This window comes from Oscillatoria sp. HE19RPO (genome assembly GCF_024220515.1).
GTDB lineage: Bacteria > Cyanobacteriota > Cyanobacteriia > Cyanobacteriales > Laspinemataceae > Laspinema.
The window spans coordinates 1-4,371 of sequence record NZ_JAMXOT010000356.1 but is presented as its reverse complement, the minus strand read 5'-3'; the positions used below and the strand labels follow the sequence as shown (position 1 = coordinate 4,371).

The window sequence follows — 4,371 nt, the reverse complement described above, 5'->3', positions numbered from 1 at the left end:
CGCAGCAAAGGGAGTAGAGATCCTTTTTGAAGAACTAATGAAGGTTCTGCACCCAAAAGAGTAAGATAGGATTGAAGAAGACGGCCCTCTACTAGAAACGAGAGGGCCTTTTAAAAAATCTGTAGACCCATTACATAGAAAAAGGACTGCATGAAAGAAATTGAAAAGTCAATATCCTTTGATGGACGGGATATTCGACTCACTATTGGGTTGTTTGCACCCCAGGCGGGTGGTGCAGTATTGATTCAGTCGGGAGATACGGCTGTATTCGTGACGGCGACCCGTTCTCAGGGCAGAGAAGGGATTGATTTTCTTCCATTGTTGGTCGATTACGAAGAACGCCTCTATGCAGGGGGAAAAATTCCTGGGGGCTTCTTACGACGCGAAGGAAGACCACCGGAAAAGGTCACCCTAACTTGTCGATTGATTGACCGTCCGTTGCGGCCTTTGATTCCCCAGTGGATTCGGGATGATATTCAAATCGTCGCTACAACTTGGTCAATGGACCCCCAAGTGCCCCCGGATGTTTTGGCGGTGACAGGTGCCTCCGTGGCCGTGCAGTTAGCCGGAATTCCCTTTCATGGTCCAATGGCAGCCGTGCGCGTCGGTTTGGTGGGTGATGATTTTATCATTAATCCCACTTATAAAGAAATCACCTCGGGCGATTTAGATCTGGTGGTCGCCGGAAGTCCCGACGGGGTGATCATGGTGGAAGCCGGTGCAAATCAGCTTCCCGAACAGGATATCATCGAAGCCATTGATTTCGGCTATGAAGCCACCTGCGACTTGATTCAGGCGCAGCGGGAAATCATGGAAGAGTTGGGAATTGAGCAGGTAATTGAACCCACCCCAGAGGTTGATCAGACCCTGGAAACGTTCATTCAAGAACGGACGACCGATGATATTAAAGGGATTTTGTCTCAGTATTTAGACAAAAACCTCCGGGATACGCGCTTAGATGAGATTAAAGAGGGTATCCAAGCGCAAATTGCCGAAATGCCCGAGGAAGAACCCGTCCGGGTTGCAGCAACTGCCGATGGCAAAGCGTTGGGGAAAGTCTTTAAAGAAGTCACCAAGAAACTGATGCGGCGGCAGATTGTCGAAGATGGTGTGCGCGTCGATGGTCGGAAATTGGACGAAGTACGGCCTGTTTCCTGTCGCGTGGGACTGTTGCCCCAGCGGGTTCATGGTAGCGCTTTATTTAACCGGGGATTAACTCAGGTATTATCGTTGGTCACTTTGGGAACTCCTGGAGATGCCCAAGATTTAGCCGATGACTTGCATCCGGAAGATGAAAAGCGGTATCTGCATCATTACAACTTCCCGCCATTTTCTGTGGGAGAAACTCGACCGATGCGATCGCCTGGACGTCGGGAAATTGGTCATGGCGCTTTAGCAGAACGTGCCTTATTGCCGGTGTTACCGGATTATGACAAATTCCCCTACGTGATTCGCGTTGTCTCTGAGGTACTCTCGTCCAACGGTTCCACCTCAATGGGTTCGGTATGCGGTTCGACTTTGGGTCTCATGGATGCCGGTGTCCCGATTAAGAAACCCGTTTCTGGTGCAGCAATGGGTTTGATTAAAGAGGGCGATGAAGTTCGGATTTTGACCGATATCCAGGGGATCGAGGATTTTTTAGGGGATATGGACTTCAAGGTAGCGGGAACCGATACGGGGATCACTGCTTTGCAGATGGATATGAAAATCTCCGGGTTGTCGATGGAGACGATCGCCTTGGCGATTCAGCAAGCGAAACCAGCGCGACTGCATATCCTGGAAAAAATGCTCGGGACGATTGATACGCCTCGGGAAGAACTCTCTCCCTACGCACCACGCCTGTTGACGATCAAGATTGATCCGGAATTCATTGGCATGGTGATTGGTCCGGGCGGTAAGATGATTAAGAGCATTACCGAGGAAACTGGGGCGAAGATTGATATCCAAGATGATGGAACCGTCACCGTTTCGGCGATCGAAAGTGAAAAGGCACAGCGTGCGGTCACCATTATCCAAAACATGACCCGCAAGTTATCTGCAGGAGATGTTTATCTGGGGACCGTCACACGGATTATTCCGATTGGTGCGTTTGTGGAATTCCTCCCTGGAAAAGAAGGGATGGTTCACATTTCTCAGATTGCGGATTACCGAGTCGGCAAGGTTGAGGATGAACTCGCCGTGGGTGATCAAGTCGTGATTAAAGTCCGCGATATTGATAACAAAGGCCGGATCAATCTCACTCGTCTAAACATTCATCCCGATGAAGCACAAGCTGCTCGGGAAGCAGCAGGACTCGTGTAGAAAAGTCTAGCTTTATCCCTCCAATTTGACCTGGAGGGGTCGCTCATGGCCCGCCCACAGGGATTGAGCATCGGTTATAAGTGAGAGTGAGTGATAGAAAGCTTCTGAAATTCAGAAGCTTTTTGCATTTCCATCGGGCGATCGCGGTTTCTGAGGGCAAAACAAAAACCCCACCCAGGATATCCCCGGGCGGTGGAGTTCATGCCTAACCCGTAAGTAAATTAAACCACAACGGTGAGGGTGGACCTAATCTAACCTTAATCGTCGCCCCAATCTTCCCGACCTAACAAGTCACAGATGCGATCGCGTAGCAAAAAGTCATGTTGTTCTAACTCTCGCTCGATGTTTCCCCATTCGCGAGCGGGAATGTACTTGCAAAGGGTATAAATCGGCTGTTGACGGCTGAGAATGCCTTGTTTGACCAGTTGATGCGCTTCTTGTTTGATAAAGCCTATGGTATATGAGATAGTAGCTTGAACCATATTGAAAACCGCTATCCCCTTTAGGGTGGTAGGAGAGTTACTTAATTTTATATTTTAAATGGCTGTTTGGGCTACAATCGACACCAAAATGGTTCCCGAACCCTAACAATTTTTATAGCCTTTGATCCAGTTGAATCAGGACTTCAGACCCCTCGCTTCCTCTGAAAGTTGGGTTGAGGTTGGGTTATGCCCATTCTACTTTGAAGAGGGGAGAACGACTGAAGTCGTTACTACAAACGGGGAAGAACCTGGGAGGACGCCTCTATGAATTTTCTGACTTCCGAGGGATGACTTGAGCGGTTATTCAGTTTTTTGTAGTGACCACTGCATCGCTCTCTTCATTAAAATTCATAATGCATCATCAAAGATTAGCAACCCAAAACTCCAGACCCTGAGTCGGGAGTCACCCCGGAGGCCCTCAAAAGCCTACGGCCCCACCCAGACTTTTTGGGACTTTTTAGCAAGATTGGCGTGAAACGATCCCAATTCGCTTTACACTCATAGTCAGTATTTTGTCGAATTCTGTATCTGACTGAGTTAACCGTGCGAAAAATCATTCTGGCCGGTAATTGGAAAATGTACAAAACCCAGGCAGAAGCCCTGGAGTTTTTAGAGGGGTTCAAACCCACCGTAGAGGACGCCCCGGAAAATCGGGAAGTGGTTCTGTGCGTGCCATTCACTGCTTTGAGCGCCCTGTCCAAGAATTTGCACGGGAGTCGCATTCGCCTCGGTGCTCAAAATATTCACTGGGAAGAAGTAGGGGCCTATACGGGAGAAATTTCTGGCCCAATGCTGACGGAAATCGGCGTGCGCTATGTCATTATCGGGCATAGCGAGCGCCGTCAATATTTTGGGGAAACCGATGAAACGGTGAACCTGCGCCTGAAAGCAGCCCAGAAATATGGACTGATTCCCATCCTCTGTGTGGGGGAAACCAAGGAACAACGCGCCGCTAATGAGACGGAATCTCACATTTTAGGTCAACTGGAAAAAGACCTAGTAGGGATTGACCAAACGAAGTTGGTGATTGCCTATGAACCGATTTGGGCGATCGGGACTGGGGAAACCTGTGAATCCGACGAAGCAAACCGCGTCATCGGGTTGATTCGCTCGAAATTGGATAATAAAGATGTGACGATTCAGTATGGCGGGTCGGTGAAACCAGACAACATTGATGAATTGATGGCAAAGCCGGAAATTGATGGGGTTTTGGTCGGTGGAGCCAGCCTCACCCCGGATAGCTGGGGCAAAATTGTCAATTATCGCGCTTAGGTTGAAGGGATAAGGGTTCAGTTCCGAATTGGCATCCAATCTCAGAATCAAGCAGAAGGGGCGCTCTGCGGTGCGCCCTGGACTGTTTAGGAAAGAAACCCGCACCCGTGCATGGTGGGGCTACACGAACAAAGCCCGCCTGCGCGGGCTAAAACATACAGAAACCCGCACCCTGGAAGGGTGGGGCTATACGAACGAAGCCCGCCTGCGCGGGCTAAAGAAAAATTTTAACAACCAAATTGGGTATCAATCGTTCTCTTCGTTTGTAGTAACGACTTCAGTCGTTCTCTTCAGTTGAAAGGAAGGTATGTGTAGG

4 protein-coding genes are annotated in these 4,371 nt (G+C 49.3%); 3 read left to right on the top strand and 1 reads right to left on the bottom strand.

The genetic code is table 11. From position 1 onward, the window contains the following. Window positions 1–150 precede the first annotated feature (150 nt). Window positions 151–2,301, top strand: coding sequence for a polyribonucleotide nucleotidyltransferase (locus NG833_RS26370; protein WP_254568249.1), 2,151 nt, complete (start codon window positions 151–153; stop codon window positions 2,299–2,301). Between the two features lie 257 nt (window positions 2,302–2,558). On the opposite strand, the gene NG833_RS26365 is transcribed toward NG833_RS26370, so the two are convergent. Continuing rightward, entirely contained in the window at window positions 2,559–2,783 is a 225-nt protein-coding gene (locus NG833_RS26365; protein ID WP_254568248.1) for a DUF4327 family protein, read from the bottom strand. Window positions 2,784–3,326: 543 nt separating this feature from the next. On the opposite strand from NG833_RS26365, the gene tpiA reads away from it, so the two are divergent. Beyond that, complete coding sequence (gene tpiA / locus NG833_RS26360; RefSeq protein ID WP_015149286.1) at window positions 3,327–4,055, top strand: triose-phosphate isomerase; 729 nt, start codon at window positions 3,327–3,329, stop codon at window positions 4,053–4,055. Window positions 4,056–4,083: 28 nt separating this feature from the next. Then, window positions 4,084–4,353, top strand: a complete 270-nt coding sequence (locus tag NG833_RS26355) for a hypothetical protein (RefSeq protein ID WP_254568247.1) — start codon at window positions 4,084–4,086, stop codon at window positions 4,351–4,353. The last annotated feature ends 18 nt before the right edge of the window (window positions 4,354–4,371 follow it).